General features: G+C 54.3%; 15 protein-coding genes. 9 read left to right on the top strand and 6 right to left on the bottom strand.

Features of this window, described 5'->3' with window-relative positions:
* Window positions 1-90 precede the first annotated feature (90 nt).
* Complete coding sequence (pphA, locus tag GVO84_RS13630) at window positions 91-735, top strand: protein-serine/threonine phosphatase (RefSeq protein ID WP_121424167.1); 645 nt, start codon at window positions 91-93, stop codon at window positions 733-735.
* Between the two features lie 34 nt (window positions 736-769).
* Here pphA and GVO84_RS13625 read toward each other — a convergent pair whose 3' ends face one another.
* The 4 genes from GVO84_RS13625 to yebS form a co-directional block, all read right to left on the bottom strand.
* Window positions 770-1009, bottom strand: a complete 240-nt coding sequence (locus GVO84_RS13625) for a YebV family protein (RefSeq protein WP_008500472.1) — start codon at window positions 1007-1009, stop codon at window positions 770-772.
* A 105-nt stretch (window positions 1010-1114) separates the two neighbouring features.
* Entirely contained in the window at window positions 1115-2557 is a 1443-nt protein-coding gene (rsmF, locus tag GVO84_RS13620; RefSeq protein ID WP_159514422.1) for a 16S rRNA (cytosine(1407)-C(5))-methyltransferase RsmF, read from the bottom strand.
* 77 nt (window positions 2558-2634) lie between these two features.
* On the bottom strand, window positions 2635-5268 hold the full coding sequence (locus tag GVO84_RS13615) for a PqiB family protein (protein WP_159514421.1): 2634 nt from the start codon (window positions 5266-5268) through the stop codon (window positions 2635-2637).
* The gene (gene yebS, locus GVO84_RS13610) at window positions 5237-6520 is read right to left on the bottom strand and encodes a membrane integrity lipid transport subunit YebS (RefSeq protein ID WP_159514420.1); all 1284 of its coding nucleotides are present in this window, start codon (window positions 6518-6520) and stop codon (window positions 5237-5239) included. The genes GVO84_RS13615 and yebS overlap by 32 nt, the downstream gene beginning before the upstream one ends.
* Window positions 6521-6652: 132 nt before the next feature.
* Here yebS and GVO84_RS13605 point away from each other — a divergent pair, with 132 nt between their 5' ends.
* The 4 genes from GVO84_RS13605 to htpX all read left to right on the top strand — a co-directional run bounded on the left by GVO84_RS13605 (window position 6653) and on the right by htpX (window position 11076).
* Complete coding sequence (locus GVO84_RS13605; protein WP_008500476.1) at window positions 6653-7150, top strand: GAF domain-containing protein; 498 nt, start codon at window positions 6653-6655, stop codon at window positions 7148-7150.
* A 96-nt stretch (window positions 7151-7246) separates the two neighbouring features.
* Window positions 7247-7933: an RNA chaperone ProQ gene (proQ, locus tag GVO84_RS13600; protein WP_023336085.1), complete on the top strand. Its 687-nt coding sequence runs from the start codon at window positions 7247-7249 to the stop codon at window positions 7931-7933.
* Between the two features lie 19 nt (window positions 7934-7952).
* Entirely contained in the window at window positions 7953-10001 is a 2049-nt protein-coding gene (gene prc / locus GVO84_RS13595) for a carboxy terminal-processing peptidase (RefSeq protein WP_063143722.1), read from the top strand.
* Between the two features lie 193 nt (window positions 10002-10194).
* Window positions 10195-11076, top strand: a complete 882-nt coding sequence (gene htpX, locus GVO84_RS13590) for a protease HtpX (protein ID WP_014884290.1) — start codon at window positions 10195-10197, stop codon at window positions 11074-11076.
* A gap of 50 nt (window positions 11077-11126) precedes the next feature.
* Here the strand turns inward: htpX and GVO84_RS13585 are convergent, their stop codons facing one another.
* Window positions 11127-12500, bottom strand: a complete 1374-nt coding sequence (locus GVO84_RS13585) for an MFS transporter (protein ID WP_159514419.1) — start codon at window positions 12498-12500, stop codon at window positions 11127-11129.
* A 179-nt stretch (window positions 12501-12679) separates the two neighbouring features.
* On the opposite strand from GVO84_RS13585, the gene kdgR reads away from it, so the two are divergent.
* On the top strand, window positions 12680-13471 hold the full coding sequence (gene kdgR, locus GVO84_RS13580; protein ID WP_023312208.1) for a DNA-binding transcriptional regulator KdgR: 792 nt from the start codon (window positions 12680-12682) through the stop codon (window positions 13469-13471).
* Between the two features lie 66 nt (window positions 13472-13537).
* On the opposite strand, the gene GVO84_RS13575 is transcribed toward kdgR, so the two are convergent.
* Window positions 13538-13777 (bottom strand): YobH family protein, encoded by a 240-nt coding sequence (locus tag GVO84_RS13575; RefSeq protein WP_121424153.1) that lies wholly within the window; start codon window positions 13775-13777, stop codon window positions 13538-13540.
* A 160-nt stretch (window positions 13778-13937) separates the two neighbouring features.
* Here GVO84_RS13575 and mgrB point away from each other — a divergent pair, with 160 nt between their 5' ends.
* The 3 genes from mgrB to GVO84_RS13560 all read left to right on the top strand — a co-directional run bounded on the left by mgrB (window position 13938) and on the right by GVO84_RS13560 (window position 15458).
* Window positions 13938-14081 carry a PhoP/PhoQ regulator MgrB gene (mgrB, locus tag GVO84_RS13570; RefSeq protein ID WP_006175995.1) on the top strand — a complete coding sequence of 48 codons (144 nt, stop codon included), beginning with the start codon at window positions 13938-13940 and terminating at the stop codon, window positions 14079-14081.
* A 74-nt stretch (window positions 14082-14155) separates the two neighbouring features.
* Window positions 14156-14446, top strand: coding sequence for a YebO family protein (locus GVO84_RS13565; RefSeq protein WP_121424152.1), 291 nt, complete (start codon window positions 14156-14158; stop codon window positions 14444-14446).
* A gap of 22 nt (window positions 14447-14468) precedes the next feature.
* Window positions 14469-15458, top strand: a complete 990-nt coding sequence (locus GVO84_RS13560) for an MBL fold metallo-hydrolase (protein ID WP_159514418.1) — start codon at window positions 14469-14471, stop codon at window positions 15456-15458.
* Window positions 15459-15804: the final 346 nt, after the last annotated feature.

The following is a 15804-nucleotide window of genomic DNA, read 5'->3' as shown; positions in this document are numbered from 1 at the left end:
TCCGTTTGGTTTACCGTTTGTTTCACTTCGTGAGGACCGCGCCTGTCTGTCGCCTTTTCTGCGGTGGCTATACTGTTAAAAGGAGGTCCTATGTATCAGCGAATTGAAGGTGGGATGTGGCGTCATGTCTGGGTTGTCAGCGATATACACGGTTGTTACCAGTGGCTTATGGAGGAGCTTAAACGTCGTCACTTTAACCCGTATGAGGATTTGCTTATTTCTGTCGGGGATATGATCGATCGTGGCCCTGATAGCGTGAAATGCCTGCAGTTAATTCATGAAAAATGGTTTCGCGCCGTGCGGGGCAACCATGAGCAAATGGCTCTCGACAGTCTGGATAATAACGATTTTTCGCTCTGGACGATGAATGGCGGAATATGGTTTTCGCAGCTTGAACGTGACCAGCAACAGCTTACGCTGTCGTTACTCGAGGCCTGTCGGGAATTACCGCATATCATCGAGATAACCTGTGCGAACGGTCTGAATGTAATTGCCCATGCTGATTATCCGGCTGCGGAATACCAATGGCAAAAACCGGTTAGCGCCCAGCGCGTCTTATGGAACCGCGACAGACTGATGGGATTTATGGTGGGCAAAGGGCAGGGCATTAGCGGCGCGGATCATTTTTGGTTTGGCCATACGCCCCTCGACAGAAGGTATGATTTTAATAATCTCCACTACATTGATACGGGGGCTGTTTTTGACGGTTACTTTACGCTGGCGCAGCTGCAGTAATAAATAACCCGCCTTCGGGCGGGTTCTCTTTAGGTCAGGCAAGACGCATGACCCAGGCATCGGTTTTGCTATCGTAATGCTCACGGTAAAGGACAGAATGTTCGCCATCAAGTATTGCCGGGACGCTGGTGTCTGCATCCCATGCATCGAGCTGCATGCACAAATCCGGGTCGGATTTGCAGGGAATACTTAACGTTCGATCGCCCTGTGCTTCGCCGCGCAGCTCTGCGTCGTCGATTTCAAAAGCGCCAATACGCACGCTGGTTTTCGTCATAGTGCTCTCCGGGTCGGTTGTCAAAATCTGGTATGACCAGTGCGGTCACCCATTTTTGATCGTAGACAAGGAGAGCAAAATCGCCAGTAAAAAAATGCGCTTTTTTTAGTCCGTGCGATCGTTACCGGTAAACAAACGGCCGTCCCGAACCAGCTCGCGCGGATAGCTGTTTTTCAGCCTTGAGCCAACCTTTTTTGCCAGGCCCAGCGGGTATCCCTGATACGTCACTATCACTTCATCACCTGATGGCGTGCTGTCCGGATAGACATCGCGACCACGGTACCACTCTTCGGCTTCCTGATGCGTCAGAGCAAAGGTATTCTCGCGTCCGGCAAGGGCGATAACGGCCTCATGCTGCCAGCGATACCCTTTGTTATGCACTTCCGCCAGGCGGATCCCGATTCGCGAAAAACGGACCTTTCCGATGAGCGGTTCGATCTCAGCCGGGAACAGCCATATCTCTTTATCACGCACCCAGAGATGCAGGCTCTCATCCCAGACCAGCCCAACCTTTTTGGCTGCAGCTTCAAGCTGCGCTGCATCGCGACCTTTAAGGGGGGCAAACGGGAAGTTGCCGACCTTGAATTTAGGTGCGGGTAGGGGAGCAACCGCCTGCGTTTTACGCAGACGCGCCACAAAGAACCCTTCGCAGTCGTAAATCTGCGGGAACACGTGAAGGAAACCCTCGGGGGTTACCGCCTCTTGTGCCGAGGCAAACAGATCCTTAAGCGGCAGAAACTCGACTGCTTCCGGATACTGCGCTTTCAGCCACAGACAGACGTCTTCGTTTTCATCGCGGTTTAGGGTACACGTTGAATAGACCAGCGTGCCGCCAGGGCGCAACGCGTGAAAGGCGCTCTCGATCAGCTCTCGCTGCGTGGCGGCGATCTCAAGGTTGCTTTCCACGGACCAGTTCTTTAATGCATCGGGATCTTTACGCACCACCCCTTCGCCGGAGCAAGGGGCGTCCAGCAGAATGGCATCGAAGGCTTCCGGTAAGGCGGCGCCAAACACGCGTCCGTCGAAGTGCGTCAGGGCAACATTATGAATACCGCAGCGGCTGATGTTGGCATGCAGCACCTTCACGCGGCTGGCGGAAAACTCGTTGGCGAGGATCGCCCCGTGATTACCCATCCGGGCGGCAATTTGCGTGGTTTTTGAGCCGGGCGCCGCCGCAACATCCATCACGCGCTCAGGCGCGTTGCCATCGGCAAACAGGGCGGCAACCGGCAGCATCGAGCTGGCTTCCTGAATATAGAACAGACCACTCAGATGTTCAGCGGTACTGCCCAGCGGCAGCGAGGCTTCATCATCGCGTTCTATCCAGAACCCCTCAGCGCACCACGGTACCGGCTTAAGCTGCCAGCCGTACGGCGAGACCAGCGCCAGAAAATCATCGACGCTGATTTTCAGCGTGTTGACGCGAATGCTTCGGCGTAACGGACGCAGGCAGGCGGCGATAAAATCGTCTAACGACAGGTGAGAAGGAAGCGCCTCGCGCATCTGCGCCAGGAATTGTTCAGGAAGAAATACGGAGTTTTGAGCCACGGGCACACCACAGGGAAAAGTTCAGGCGCGCAGTGTAACATAAAGGCTCCGGTGCGTTGACACCGGAGCCTGTCGGATTAACGCGGCAGGGCGGTTCCCCATTCACGCCACTCTTTCGGTTCGCTTTCGAGCAGCAGGAAGTGTTTACCCGGCTGCGCTTTTGGCGCCAGCGGCGTTCCCGGCGGCGTGGCAAACGCGATACCGCCGCGAATGAACTGGTTGAAGGTGCCGGTTTTCACCACACCTCCCGTCAGGCCAAAGTCCAGCGAATATCCGGATGCCAGCCAGAATACCGAGTTATTACGTACCAGGTGCTGATAGCGTTCGCTGATACGCAACGCCACCATCACGCGGTCGGAGAGCGTACCGAGCGTCAGGCCCGTGACCGTACCCACTTCAATACCGCGGAACAGTACCGGGGTGCCGATGCTCAGCGAGCCCGCTTCCGGCACTTCCACCACGATGCTCAGGCCGCCAAGGTAGCGCGAGTCGGTGATCGTGGCTTCCTGCAGCTCAAAATCACGACGGGCATTGCCCTGGCCTGGCTCAACGTTGATGTACGGCTGCAGGATGGTGTCGAGATGCTCAACGCCCGCGGCCGAGATCTGCGGCGTGACCACCGAGAAGCGCGAACCCATCCGGGCAAAGGTCTGCACATATTCCGGGTAAAGCACGGCGGTAGCCTGCACCTCGTTACGCGAGGTAATTAGCGTCAGCTTCTGGATCTGCCCGATATCAATACCCAGATAGCGGATTGGCATGCCTTCCGCCAGCTTACCGGCATCAAACGCGTGCAGGGTAATCTGTCCACCCACGGCACGTGCGGCGGTTTCGGACGGGAAGAGAATACGCTTGTCACCTTTACGCAGATTCGCGCCCGCGCCGCTGAGGTTATCGAAGCTAATCGCCCCGCGCAGCGCGCGTGAGAGCGGGGAGGCCTGCACGGTCAGCCCGTTACCGTTAAGCTGAACTTTCGCGCCGCCTTCGGCCCAGAAGACGCTGTTTGGCGTCAGCAGCTTGCGGTACTCCGGCTTGATATGCAGTTCGATATCGAACGCGTCCGCACGCGGGCGAACGGTGATCACTTCCCCAACTTCAAACTTGCGATACAGCACCACAGATCCCGCCTGTACGTCCGGCAGCGTCTCGGCGCTTAGCGTCAGCGTGGTGGTAGGAAGATCGCTCAGGCTGTTTTCAATCGCTTTCTCCAGGTTGGCATACAGCGGATAGCTGTCGCGCACGGGGCCTTTATCGCCGGGCAGAATGCGGATACCGCCGTTAACCCATTCGCTGGCGCTGGCGCCGAGGAACTCCACGCCGTCCAGACCCACCTTCACGTCGACGCGACTGTTCACCACGAATTTGCTGTCACCGTGCACCAGGTCGCTGTACTGCGGATCGATGGCGACCGAGAAGGTCACGCCATCCGCGGAGAGCTTACGCTCCAGCACCTGACCGACCTGCACGCCGTGTAAAATTAACGGCTGTCCGGCTTCGATACCGTAACTTTCTGGCGCATTCAGCGTGACCGTCACCACGCCCGGCTTTTGCAGCAGGGCTTTATCCGCCGGGGCAATCACGAAGCTATTGCTGGGCTCGCCTTCACCGGGGATGAGCTCAAACGTATTGCCGGTCAACAGCGTGCTGAGGCTGGCATCGTTCAGAGAGAGCTTTGGACTGCGCATTTCGATGCGCGTTTTCTCGCGCAGGAGATCGACCACGCTCGGGTCGACGGTCATTTCGCCGGTGACCGAGCCGCCCGGGTTGAGCGTCATTTTGGTGAGCTGACCAACCTGCAATCCCTGATACATCAGCGGCGTTGAACCCGCTTTTAGCCCTTTAGCATCGGGCAAGGCGAGTTTGACGATCACGCCGCGCTGGCTGTGCGCCAGGTCAGCATACAATCCAAATGAATCATCAGCGGTGGCAGGGCTTGAGTTTTCCGGTGAGTCAAAGGCAATGGCGCCATTCACCAGCGCAGCCAGACTCTCCAGCTTCACTTTCGCACCGCTCAGGCTGAGGTCAGCATCCACGCCGGAGACGTTCCAGAAGCGGCTGCCTTTTTTCACCAGATTGGTGAAACGGCGCTCGATCAGCACGTCGATGGTGACGCCCTGTTTATTCGGGTTGATCGCGTAATCGTACACGCGGCCAACCGGGATTTTGCGGAAATAGACCAGCGAACCGCTGTTCAGAGAACCGAGGTCCGGCGCCTGGAGATGGATCATCAAATCGCCGTTATTGAGGCGGTACTTGGGCTGTGTATCCAGGGCAACAAAGTGATCCTGCGGCTCCCCTTTGCCCGGCATCATGCCGATATAGTTACCGCCCACGAGCGCATCCAGCCCGGACACGCCGGCCAGAGAGGCTTTCGGCGTCACCAGCCAGAACTGCGTTTCGCTGCGCAGGGCATCCTGCATGTCAGATTTAATACTGACCCGCACCTGAATCTTGTTCAGCCCTTTTCCAAGGGAGATGTCCTGAACCGTACCCACTTCAACGCCCTGGAAGCGAACGGGCGTTCGTCCGGCGACGATGCCGTCGGCGGTCTGGAAATCAATGGTGACGGTACTCCCGCGATCTTCATAGCTCGTCCAGATAAGCCAGCCTGCAATCATCAGGGCGATGACGGGCAGCAACCAGAATGGCGAAATGCGGCGTTTTGTTTTAATTCTCGCTTCAGTCGGCGAAGCGGGGGTTTCCTGACTCATGTGCATCCCAAAGTAAGCGGCTATCCAGCCATTCCACAGCAAGAATAGTCAATATCACCGCAGAGCCGAAATAAAAAGCCGCGGGTCCCATTGTAAAAGCAAGTAGCTGGTCGCGATTGATGAGCGACATCATCAGCGAAATCACGAACAGATCTAACATTGACCAGCGGCCAATCCAGGTGACGAACCGCAGCAGCAGAATGCGGGTCCGTAAGCCTTGTTCACACTTAAAGTGAATGCTGATGAGCAGGGTAAACATCACCACCACTTTGGTAAAGGGAACCAGGATACTGGCAATAAAGACGATCGCCGCCACCCCGACGTTGCTGTGCGCAAGGGAGATAATCCCGGAGAGGATAGTATCCTCCTGACGCCCGCCATTCACGTAAATGATGGAAATCGGCAGCATATTGGCTGGGATCAGAAACACCAGGGAGGCGATCAGCGCGGCCCAGCATTTTTGCAGGCTGTTGTTGCGCCGCAGTCTCAACGGAATGTGGCACCGCGGGCAGCGTCCTCGCGCGTCGGGCAAGCCGGTATAGTGGCATCCCAGACAGACGCGCAGATTGTCATCGGGACGCGTGGCGGGGCGCTGAGGGTAAAACCGTTCCCAGAGCTGCTCGACGTTCAGATGGATCAGCGTCAGGATACTCAGCAATACCAGGCAGATGAAAGCAAAGAGCCCGATGCCGGGCTGCAAAAAGGCATAGTCCTGTACCTTTATTGACGCAACGCCCACGCCCACCAGGTAAATATCCAGCATCACCCACTCTTTGAGCTTGTCCAGCATCAACAGCACCGGGCGAAGGTTCATGCCGAGAATATTGCCAAACCAAAGATAGGCAATGGCGGCGACCAGCACCAGCGGCGCGCCAACGGTGCAGAACAGCACCATCGCAGCGGTAATGGGATCGCCCTGACGGGTCATCTGCCAGATACCCTGCAGCACGTTTGCGTCAATGCGTACCCCAAGCAGGTAGAGTTTCAGCAGCGGTTCGCTCCAGGCGAAGGGCATCAGCAGCAGCATGGTGACGGCCATGGCGGCGAGTCGGGTTAGCGACCAGTCGCGACCATCACGAATTTTGGCGTCGCAGCGGGGACAAAAGGCACTTTGGTGCGATTTCATCTTCGGCAACATAAAAAGCGTATCGCACTGGGGGCAACGCTGATAATGTGCACGTGGCAAAGCTTCGCTTACCGTATGGACAGTTATCTTTCTTGCCGGCGTAATTTTGGTTGTTTTTAAGGCCATCAGCTGCGCACAAATAAGTATTGTTGAAAGTTATAATAACTCATGAACGGATTCATCTTGAGCATGAGCGCATTTAATGCTTATTTTAATAGGCTATGCGGTAAATTTGTAAGACAACTAAGTGATTGAATAATGAACAAAACAGAATTCTACGCGGATCTAAACCGCGATTTTAAGGCATTGATGGCGGGTGAGACCAGCTTCTTAGCCACTCTGGCAAATACTAGCGCATTGCTGTTTGAACGTCTCTCTGACGTGAACTGGGCCGGCTTTTACCTCCTGGAAGGTGAAACGCTGGTGCTTGGCCCGTTCCAGGGCAAACTGGCCTGCGTGCGTATACCGGTAGGGCGCGGCGTATGCGGCACGGCGGTGGCCGAGAATCAGGTCCAGCGTGTGGAAGACGTTCATGCGTTTGACGGGCACATTGCCTGTGATGCCGCCAGTAACTCTGAAATCGTTCTGCCGCTGGTGGTCAAAAATCAGATTATTGGCGTTCTGGATATCGACAGCACGGTCTTCAGTCGCTTTACAACCGAGGACGAACAGGGGCTGCGCGAGCTGGTGGCTAATCTGGAAAACGTACTCGCTGCAACCGATTATCAAAAATTCTTTGCGAGCGTCGCAGGATAATCAACGGATAACGTAGCATTTACTGATAGCGTCATTATAATGACGCCTGTTCATGCCTGCGCTTGTTGGCAACGTCCGTTGTAATCAGGAAATTTCATGGAAAATCAACCTAAGTTGAATAGCAGTAAAGAAGTTATCGCATTTCTGGCCGAGCGTTTCCCGCAGTGCTTCAGCGCGGAAGGTGAAGCTCGTCCCCTGAAAGTCGGTATTTTTCAGGATCTGGTGGCGCGTGTTGAAGGGGAAATGAACCTCAGCAAAACTCAGCTGCGTTCCGCCTTACGTCTTTATACTTCGAGCTGGCGTTACCTGTACGGTATCAAAGCTGGCGCGACCCGCGTGGATCTCGACGGCAACCCGTGTGGTGAGCTGGACGAGCAGCACGTTGAGCACGCGCGCAAGCAGCTTGAAGAAGCCAAAGCACGCGTTCAGGCACAACGTGCAGAACAGCAGGCGAAAAAACGCGAAGCCGCAGCGGCAAACGGCCAGGAAGAAGCGCCTCGTCGTGAGCGTAAACCACGCCCTGCGCCGCGCCGTCACGATAATAACGATCGCAAACCGCGTGCAGACAAACCAGCAGCAAAAGCCCCGCGTGCCCCTCGCGAAGAGCCGCGCCATACGCCGGTTTCTGACATTAACGCTCTGAGCGTAGGTCAGGCGCTGAAGGTAAAAGCGGGTAACAATGCTATGGACGCCACCGTACTGGAAATCACCAAAGATGGCGTTCGTGTACAGCTGACTTCTGGTATGTCAATGATTGTACGCGCAGAACACTTGTTGTTCTGAAACGGAGGCCAAGCCTGGCATGAACACTTTTTTTAAGCTCACCGCGCTGGCGGGCCTGTTTGCTATAACAGGTCACGCTTTTGCAGTGGACGATATCACGCGTGTTGATCAAATTCCGGTACTCAAGGAAGAGACGCAGCACGCGACGGTGAGCGAGCGCGTGACCTCACGTTTTACCCGCTCGCACTATCGTCAGTTCGATCTCGATCAGGCCTTTTCGGCCAAAATCTTTGACCGCTATCTGAACTTGCTGGATTACAGCCATAACGTTTTGCTCGCCAGCGATGTCGAGCAGTTCGCTAAGCGCAAATCCGAGGTGGGTGACGAGTTGCGTTCAGGCAAGCTGGATCTGTTCTACGATCTCTACAACCTGTCGCAAAAGCGCCGTTTCGAACGCTATCAGTACGCGCTGAAAGTGCTGGAACGTCCGATGGACTTCACCGGCACTGACACCTTTAATCTGGATCGCAGTAAAGCACCCTGGCCGAAAGATGAAGCCGAGTTGAATGCGCTGTGGGACGGTAAAGTTAAATACGACGAACTGAGCCTTAAGCTGACCGGTAAAGACGAAAAAGAGATCCGTGACACGCTGACGCGTCGTTACAAATTCGCCATTCGTCGTCTGGCCCAGACCAACAGTGAGGATGTCTTCTCGCTGGCCATGACCGCCTTTGCTCACGAAATCGATCCGCACACCAACTATCTCTCTCCGCGCAACACCGAACAGTTCAATACCGAGATGAGCCTGTCTCTGGAAGGTATCGGCGCGGTGCTGCAGATGGACGATGATTACACGGTGATCAATTCGATGGTCGCGGGTGGCCCGGCATCCAAAAGCAAAGCGATTAGCGTAGGCGATCGTATTGTGGGTGTAGGACAAACCGGCCAGAACATGGTCGACGTGATCGGCTGGCGCCTTGATGACGTGGTTGCGCTGATCAAAGGTCCGAAAGGCAGCAAGGTTCGTCTGGAAGTTCTCCCGGCAGGAAAAGGCACCAAAACCCGTATCGTTACTCTGACCCGCGAGCGTATCCGTCTTGAAGACCGCGCGGTGAAAATGTCGGTGAAAACCGTGGGTAAAGAGAAGGTTGGTGTTCTGGATATTCCTGGCTTCTACGTAGGGCTGACTGACGATGTGAAAGTTCAGCTGCAGAAGCTTGAAAAGCAGAACGTCAGCAGCATTATCATCGACCTGCGCAGTAACGGCGGCGGTGCGCTGACGGAAGCGGTTTCACTCTCTGGTCTGTTCATTCCATCGGGTCCTGTGGTTCAGGTGCGCGATAACAACGGTAAAGTGCGTGAAGATGCCGACAACGACGGTGTGGTCTACTACAAAGGCCCGCTGGTGGTCCTCGTTGACCGCTTCAGTGCTTCCGCGTCTGAGATCTTTGCCGCTGCAATGCAGGACTATGGCCGCGCGCTGATCGTCGGTGAGCCAACCTTCGGGAAAGGCACCGTTCAGCAGTATCGCTCTCTGAATCGTATTTACGATCAAATGCTGCGTCCGGAATGGCCTGCACTGGGCTCGGTTCAGTACACCATTCAGAAATTCTACCGCGTGAACGGCGGCAGTACACAGCGTAAGGGCGTAACGCCGGACATCATGATGCCGACAGGCACGGAAGAGACGGAAACCGGCGAGAAGTTTGAAGATAACGCGTTGCCGTGGGACAGCATCAATGCTGCGACCTACGTGAAAGCGGGTGATATGACGCAATTTGGCCCTGAACTGCTGAAAGCGCATAACGACCGCATCGCGAAAGATCCGGAGTTCCAGTACATCATGAAGGACATTGCACGGTTCAATGCCCTGAAAGATAAGCGGAATATCGTTTCTCTGAACTACGCACAGCGTGAGAAAGAGAACAACGAAGACGATGCAACCCGCCTGGCGCGTATCAACGATCGCTTCAAGCGTGAAGGTAAGCCTCTGCTCAAAAAACTGGACGATCTGCCAAAAGATTACCAGGAGCCGGATCCGTATCTGGACGAGACAGTGCATATCGCTCTCGACCTGGCGAATCAGGAAAAAGAGAAACCTGCCGTACAGCCTGCTCCGGCAAAATAATCTCCCAACAGGCACAAGAAATTGTGCCTGTTTCTTTTTGTTCTTCATCCTTCCGTCAGCCAGATTTCCAATTGTGTAAAGTTGTGTCTTTCTGGTGACTTACGCCCGCCGGATGCTTGAAAATAGCCGCAATACCCATACGATGTGGGTTATCGCATAGTGCGTTTTGTTAAACTGAGGTAAAAAGAAAATTATGATGCGAATCGCGCTCTTCCTGCTCACCAACCTGGCGGTCATGGTGGTTTTCGGGCTCGTGCTAAGCCTGACAGGAATTCAGTCGAGCAGCGTTCAGGGTCTGTTGATTATGGCGCTGCTGTTTGGTTTTGGTGGCTCGTTCATCTCCCTGCTGATGTCGAAGTGGATGGCACTGAAATCGGTGGGTGGTGAGGTTATTGAACAGCCGCGTAACGATATGGAACAGTGGCTGATGAATACGGTGGCTCAGCAATCCCGTCAGGCCGGGATCGCCATGCCGCAGGTGGCGATTTATCATGCCCCGGACATCAACGCTTTCGCCACGGGCGCCCGTCGCGATGCGTCACTGGTTGCCGTCAGCACCGGATTGCTGCAGAACATGAGCCGTGATGAAGCCGAAGCGGTTATTGCCCACGAAATCAGCCATATCGCCAACGGTGACATGGTGACCATGACCCTGATTCAGGGCGTGGTGAACACCTTCGTGATCTTCATCTCCCGTATTCTGGCGCAGATTGCGGCAGGCTTTATGGGCGGCAACCGCGACGAAGGTGAAGAGAGCAACGGCAACCCGCTGATCTACTTCGCCGTTTCGATGGTTCTGGAACTGGTATTCGGTATTCTGGCCAGCATCATCACCATGTGGTTCTCCCGCCACCGTGAATTCCATGCGGATGCTGGCTCGGCGAAACTGGTTGGTCGTGAGAAGATGATTGCTGCGCTGCAGCGTCTGAAAACCAGCTACGAGCCGCAGGAAGCGAACAGCATGATGGCCTTCTGCATTAACGGTAAGTCCAAATCGCTGAGCGAGCTGTTTATGTCTCATCCGCCGCTGGATAAACGTATCGAAGCGCTGCGCAGTGGGGAATACCTGAAGTAACGCTAAGAACCCTAATAAGCCGGGCAGGAGAACTCTCCGCCCGGCTTTTTTTATGCCTGAACCCTGGGCTGGGTCACGCGAAGGCCGCTGACGATCGCCGCGAGAGAGGCAAGGGCACCTGCGGTGAGAAGCGCAACATGGTTGCCGTTTTGTCCGGCGAGGTTAAACATCAGGGCGACCAGCGCCGCACCGCTGCTTTGCCCCAGAAGGCGCGCGGTCCCCAGCATGCCGCTTGCACCTCCGCTGCGATGGCGCGGCGCGGAGGTGATAATGGTGTGATTGTTAGGCGACTGGAACAGGCCAAACCCTGCGCCGCACAGGATCATGCGCCAGATGATGTCCAGATCGGTTGGCGATGACGGTAGCAGAGCCAGCGCGAAAAGGCCTGTCGCCATCACCGCCAGCCCCAGTGCTCCCAATAAACCGGCATGGACGCGTTCAATCAGGTAACCTGCCAGCGGCGCCATCACCATTGTCGCCAGCGGCCAGGGAGTTAACAGCAGGCCGGTCTCCACTTCTGAACGTCCCAGCACGCTCTGCAGAAAGAAGGGCAGAGAAACCAAGGCCAGCATCTGGGCGCAGAACGAGCAGACTGACGTGCAAATGGAGAGGGAAAAGAGGGGAATACGCAGCAGATCGACCGGCAGTAAAGGCACAGGGAGTGTGAGCTGGCGGCGAACAAAGAAGAAACCGATCGCCAGCAGGGCGACGAGCTCCGCGCCGGTAAGCATCAGAGACTGTCCCTGCGCAAAGCCGCTCAGCGCCGTAATCAGCAGGCCAAAGGTCAGGGCATTCATCACCGCACTCGCCACGTCGAAGCGCGGCATGGTGCTTTTAGGGCCGTTAGCGGGAAGAAAGCGCAGGGCGAAGAATATGGCGACGATACCCAGCGGCACGTTAATGGCGAACAGCCATTGCCATGACGCAATGGAAAGGATCGCCGCCGCAATGGTTGGTCCGGCGGCGGAAGAGACGGCGACAATAAACGAGTTTATCCCCATGCCGCGCCCCAGATGACGCTGCGGATAAATTAAGCGGATCAACGCCGTGTTTACGCTCATCAGTGCCGCGCCGCCAAACCCCTGCGCAATGCGGGCAAGCGTCAGGGTATGCAGTGAATCTGAAAGGGCGCATAGCAAGGACGTGAAGGTGAAAACCACCAGACCGCACTGATACACCCGACGGTAACCGAACATATCGCCCAGGAAAGAGAACGAGAGCAGGGAAACCACAATCGCAATCTGATAGGCGTTAACAATCCATATCGAACTGGCGGGAGAGGCGTGCAGGTCGCTGGCGATGGTTGGCAGGGCGACGTTCGCGATTGCGCCGTCAAGGACGGCCATTGAGATACCGATAATGATGGTTGCTATAGCGCCATACCGCTGGGGTAAAGGCAGGCCATCGGAAAGGGTCTTTTCCATTAGGATTAAAAAAGCTCAGCGTGAAATTATTCTCAGGGTAACTATTTTAGCATTGTTACAGCCGCGATATGTCGCAGATTTGTAACGAAGTAAACGCGGATTGATTGCAGGTGACATGACGGGAACTTATAATAAAAACCGGTTCTGATTTTTATAAAACACTCTCTATGAGGTGGTAAATGGCTATTGCGGATTTGGATAAACAGCCAGATTCTGTTTCTTCCGTGCTGAAGGTGTTTGGCATCTTACAGGCGCTGGGAGAAGAGCGTGAAATAGGTATTACAGAGTTGTCGCAGCGCGTGATGATGTCAAAAAGCACCGTTTATCGCTTTTTGCAAACCATGAAGTCGCTGGGCTACGTTGCCCAGGAAGGCGAATCTGAAAAATACTCTCTGACGCTGAAGCTGTTTGAGCTGGGTGCCCGTGCGCTACAAAATGTTGACCTGATCCGCAGCGCCGATATTCAGATGCGTGAAATCTCTCGCCTGACCAAAGAGACCATCCATCTCGGCGCGCTGGATGAAGACAGCATTGTTTACATCCATAAAATCGACTCCATGTACAATCTGCGCATGTATTCGCGCATTGGTCGTCGCAACCCGCTCTACAGTACCGCCATTGGTAAGGTTCTGCTGGCGTGGCGCGATCGTGAGGAAGTGAAGCAGATCCTCGAAGGCGTGGAATACAAGCAAAGTACCTCACGAACCATTACCAGCACGGACGCGCTGTTAACGGTGCTCGATCGCGTACGCGAGCAGGGGTATGGCGAAGATAACGAAGAGCAGGAAGAAGGGCTGCGCTGCATCGGCGTTCCGGTGTTTGACCGTTTTGGCGTGGTGATCGCGGGCTTAAGTATCTCCTTCCCAACTTTACGCTTCTCCGAAGAGCGTCTGCATGAGTATGTGGCTATTCTGCACACTGCCGCACGTAAGATTTCTGAACAGATGGGGTATCACGACTACCCGTTCTAATCTCTGTTCCCATAAAAAAACGCCGCAACAGATGCGGCGTTTTTTGTCGGTCATTTACCCGGCTGATTAACCATTATCAATCACGACGGATGTCTTACGCAGGACCGGACAGTGGGTTAAGCCCACGATCCCGCTTTCAGTATGCAGATATTGCGCAGTGCTCACGCCCTGTGCCGTTAAATATTTACACTGAATTCCTAACCCGGCTGCGTTCTCGGTGCTTCCCACAAGCACGCCATAACCCGTTAGCAGAAGGCCAATCCAGACAATGGCCAGTGCAACAATTGTTCGAATGATTAACCGCATCATTTCCTCTTTTATCGTTGTTATCATAATGCTAGCGTAAACGGTTTACGCGGCGAAACAAGTGCAGGAATCTGAAAAAAGCGCGATGGAGGCACAGTTAGTCCTTGTTTAAGATAAGCGTGATAACCTCGTTACATCAGGTCATTAGACGGAGTGTGGAGTGAAAAAAATACGCTGGGTAATTCTGATTATCGTGCTGATAGCGTGCGTGGTGTTATGGACGCAGACGATCAATGTGATGTGCGATCAGGATGTACAGTTTTTTAGCGGCGTTTGCGCAATCAATAAATTTATTCCGTGGTAACACGCATTTTTTCTCAAGGTGATTTCCTTCCTTCGCGCCAGTGGTAAAATAGACGTTTTTATTGAGGTGGTGAAATGGGTGAGTTACTGAATTCAGGGCTGCTGAATATAGCATCCCTGATGATTTCTTTGGTTGTTCTGCTGGTGGGGCTGGTCATTTGGTTTTTCGTGAACCGCGCCAGTTCCCGTACTAACGAGCAGATTGAACTGCTGGAAGCGCTGCTCGATCAGCAAAAACGTCAGAATGCGCTGCTGCGTCGTCTGTGTGAGGCTAACGAACCGGAAGAGAAAGACGCGCCGAAAGCCCCGGTCGCTGAAGATAACAAAGACGAAGACGACTTTATCCGCCTGGTGGCTGAGCGTTAATCTTTTTGTCTGGGAGGTGGCTGTGGTCTGGAAAAATCCCTGGTATGACCCCTCCCTGAAACATCACACCCCGAACGGTTTTTGTAATACCGATCCTGTCGGACATCAACCCGGCGATCTTGACCGCTGGCGTAAAGCGCGTAAAGAGGCCGGTTTACCGAAGCCGCCCGCGCTGGGTTATGAAGACTTTATCCACCAGTGGTGGCAACCGGTTGAGCTTACGCAATCTCATGAAGATGGGGTGTGGTGGCTCGGACACGCGAGTGTGTTGCTGCAGCTGGACGGCAATATCATCCTTACCGATCCGGTGTTTTCACGCCGCGCTTCTCCGCTTCCTTTCCTGGGACCACAGCGTAAAACGCCTCCCGCGCTGTCACTCGATCAACTTCATCAGCTTGATGCGGTCGTCATCTCCCATAATCATTACGATCATCTTGATGACGCGACCATTCGCCGTATCCTCAAGCGCTTCCCCGACGTCAGTTTTTTTGTTCCGCTGGGCCTGGCCGACTGGTTTCGCCGCCGGGGGGCAAAACGCGTGGTTGAGCTCGACTGGTGGCAGAGTTTCACCTGGCAGGGGATGACGCTGACCGCCGTACCGGCACAGCACTGGAGTATGCGCACGCCATGGAACCGCAATCGCTCATTATGGTGCGGCTGGGTTATGGAAGGGCGACATCATCGTTTCTGGTTCAGCGGTGATACGGGGTATTCGCCCGAGCTGCTGTTGATACCTCAACGCCTGGGCCATATCGATGCTGCCGCGTTACCGATAGGTGCCTACGCCCCACGATGGTTCATGGCTGTCCACCATATGGATCCGCAATCCGCGGTGGCATTGTGGCAGCAGTTGGGTTGTCCGCTGGCGTTTCCCATTCACTGGGGCGTGTTTGAACTGGCAGATGAAGCTCTTGATGAACCTGTGCGGGAGTTAACTGACGCGCTAGATAATTTAGCACCAGTTAATCATTCTTTCAGGATACTGAAAATTGGCGAATATTTATCCTTATAAACGAAGCGATTAATTGTTGCATATATTCTGTATGTAGACGCGCGTAGAAATGTTTTATTTCTATCGAAACGTTTTGCTTGCCTTCTTTTGATGCAGGTTCATAAAAATTTCATTATTTTGGTGCATAACACCGTTTATTAACTGGTGCATTTTAATACAGTCGGGCGTGGGTTATTAACGGTGTTTTTTCTCTGAAACAATTTGGTCGCGTTACAATGATTTAAGCATAAGTTTTCACAAATTGTTCTAACTCAATCAAGACGTAAGATTTCTTTTCCCGGTTGCTGGACGCTTCGTTATGATTGAGCTATGTTAAAAAAGTCTTAGATTACAGCGGTTGTGAAAG

The sequence above is a fragment of the Enterobacter sp. SM3 genome (assembly GCF_009811935.2).
GTDB classification, from domain to species: Bacteria; Pseudomonadota; Gammaproteobacteria; order Enterobacterales; family Enterobacteriaceae; genus Enterobacter; species Enterobacter asburiae_D.
The sequence above is the reverse complement of the archived record's forward strand: the minus strand, read 5'-3'. Positions and strand labels throughout refer to the sequence as shown.